1 protein-coding gene is annotated in these 2237 nt (G+C 63.3%); it reads left to right on the plus strand.

Going from position 1 to position 2237, the window contains the following annotated elements; translation table 11 throughout:
* Positions 1-2237 (plus strand): LysM peptidoglycan-binding domain-containing protein (locus tag AC07NV_RS21940; RefSeq protein ID WP_495168518.1); only part of this gene is annotated, 2237 nt, incomplete at both ends.

A 2237-nucleotide genomic window follows, 5' to 3' on the forward strand; every position in this document is an offset into this window, starting at 1 on the left:
ACGAAATACGACATCCACGGCGACGCGCGGACACTGATCGACGAGATCGGCCGCACGACGACACAGCTGTTCGACGGCATGGGCCGCGTGACGCAAGTGACCCGCGCGGGCGGGCTGGTCGACAGCTACGCCTATGACGGTCTCGGCCAGCGCATCAAACACTGGAACAATGCCCTCGGCAGCGGCGACGCCGAGACCACCGATTACGACACCCAGGGCCGCGTCATCAAGACCCGCGCCTTTGGCGGCGATATCACCACGACGGCTTATCATTGGAGCGGCACGCTCGTCGGAAACGGCACCGGCACGGCGGCGGGCGGGTGGACGCAGGTCACGACGATGGCCAGCGGTTACAGCGCCACCGAACAGACCGACCTGTTCGGTCGCACCGTGTGGAAGAGCGATCTGGGCGGGCACATCACCTATTTTGTTTTCGATGCCGCCGGACGTCAGATTTCGAACAGCGTGGGCGGCGCAACGCAGACGATCAGCTATTTCAACAACGGTCAGGTGGCGCAGATCGTCGATGCGGTGGGGTCTGGCCTCAATACGATCACTGCGACCTTCGGCTATGACGCGGCGGGCAACCGCACCTACGAAGGCTATGCGGGGACGGTCTACAGCTTCTACTTCCCCTATGGCACCACCGCCGCGTCGCAGACCTTGCAGAATGCGACGATCGCCTATGACGCGCTGGGCCGGGTCACGAACGTCACCGACCGCGACGCCGCAGGCAACGCGCGCGTCACCATTGCCAACGAATATGACGCGGTGGGCAATATCCGCCGGACCAAGTCGACCTATCCGAACCTCGCCTATCCGCAATATGCCAATGACACGACCGACAAATGGTTTCGCTATGACAGCATGAACCGGATCGTGATCGCCGACGGCCAGCTCCTCAACGGTCAGGTCGTCGCGGGCGGGTGGGGTTCCGAAGTCTCTTACGATGCCGCCAGCCAGCGGCGCGTGCAGACGCGAAACGCGTGGCTGACCGGCTACTCCTATACATGGATTCCCTATCAGGATCCAGGCGGCGGCTGGCAAAACCCCGAACCGATCGGCGGCGAGAATGGCACATGGGACTATGTCGCGGTCGGCTATTCGGGCCAGCGGCGCGAGGAATATGCCTATGACGCGGCCGGCAATCTGACGACGGTCCACTTCGCCGAGACGGGCTATTCCGACAATTACGACGGCACGGTGACCAGCACCGGGGCCTTCGCCGCATCGGTCCTGCGCGCGCAGACGCAATATGACGCAATGGGCCGGACGACGCGCTATCTCGAATATGGAACAAATGGCGGTGTCACGCGCGATCGCTACAACATCGTCTATAATGGCCGGTCGCAGGTCACGTCGGAATCGCTGTCGCAGCTGAAGGTCGAAAGCGGCGCCTGGAACACCTATGTCACGCACAGCGTCACCAATTACGGCCTTGGCGGCGTCCAGAACTGGACAACCGCCGATAATTGGAAGAACGGGTCGGATTCGGCGATGGCCGACACGCGCTCCGACTTCGTCTATGCTTGGTGGAACGATGCGGTCGTATCGTCGTCGAGCTTCGACAGCGACACCGGCTCGGGCTCGAACCCCGTCTTTTATAGCTATTATGGCTATGACGGTTTCGGGCGCCTCGCCCATGTCAACATCCAGGACGGACGGCCGCGCACCGTGTCCTTCGCATCGACCCCCGAAGGTCAGGTGCTACTACGCAAGGAACGCAGTGCGGCGGCAAAAAATCCCGAGGACCAGCGCCTGTTCCTCGCCGGACGCCAGGTGGGCGAGCTCACCAACAACGGCAATGGTGAGGAAAGCCAGACCGACTATGCCCAGTTGCTCAACTACCAGCGCAACTGGACCGCGAACAGCCAGGCGGCGCCGTTCCGCTGGAACACCACCGGCGGGGTGACGCGCGGGACCTTCGGCACCTCGGCGGGCTATGATTTCATCAACCCCGAAAATACGCGCGACGGCGGCGGCTACACCGTTCGCTCGGGCGACAGCCTGGAATCGATCGCGGCGTCGCTGTGGGGCGACCCGTCGCTCTGGTACAAGTTGGCCGAGGCGAACGGCCTGTCGGGCGGCGGCGCGCTGATCGCGGGACAAAGCCTGATCGTTCCGTCGGGCGTTGTCGGCATCCACAACAATGCCGACAGCTTCCGCGTCTACGACCCCAATCGCGCGCTCGGCGACCTGTCGCCGACCACCCCCAAGCCGACAAAGAAGGGCGGTAA

The organism is Sphingopyxis sp. GW821-FHT10B01, assembly GCF_059415685.1.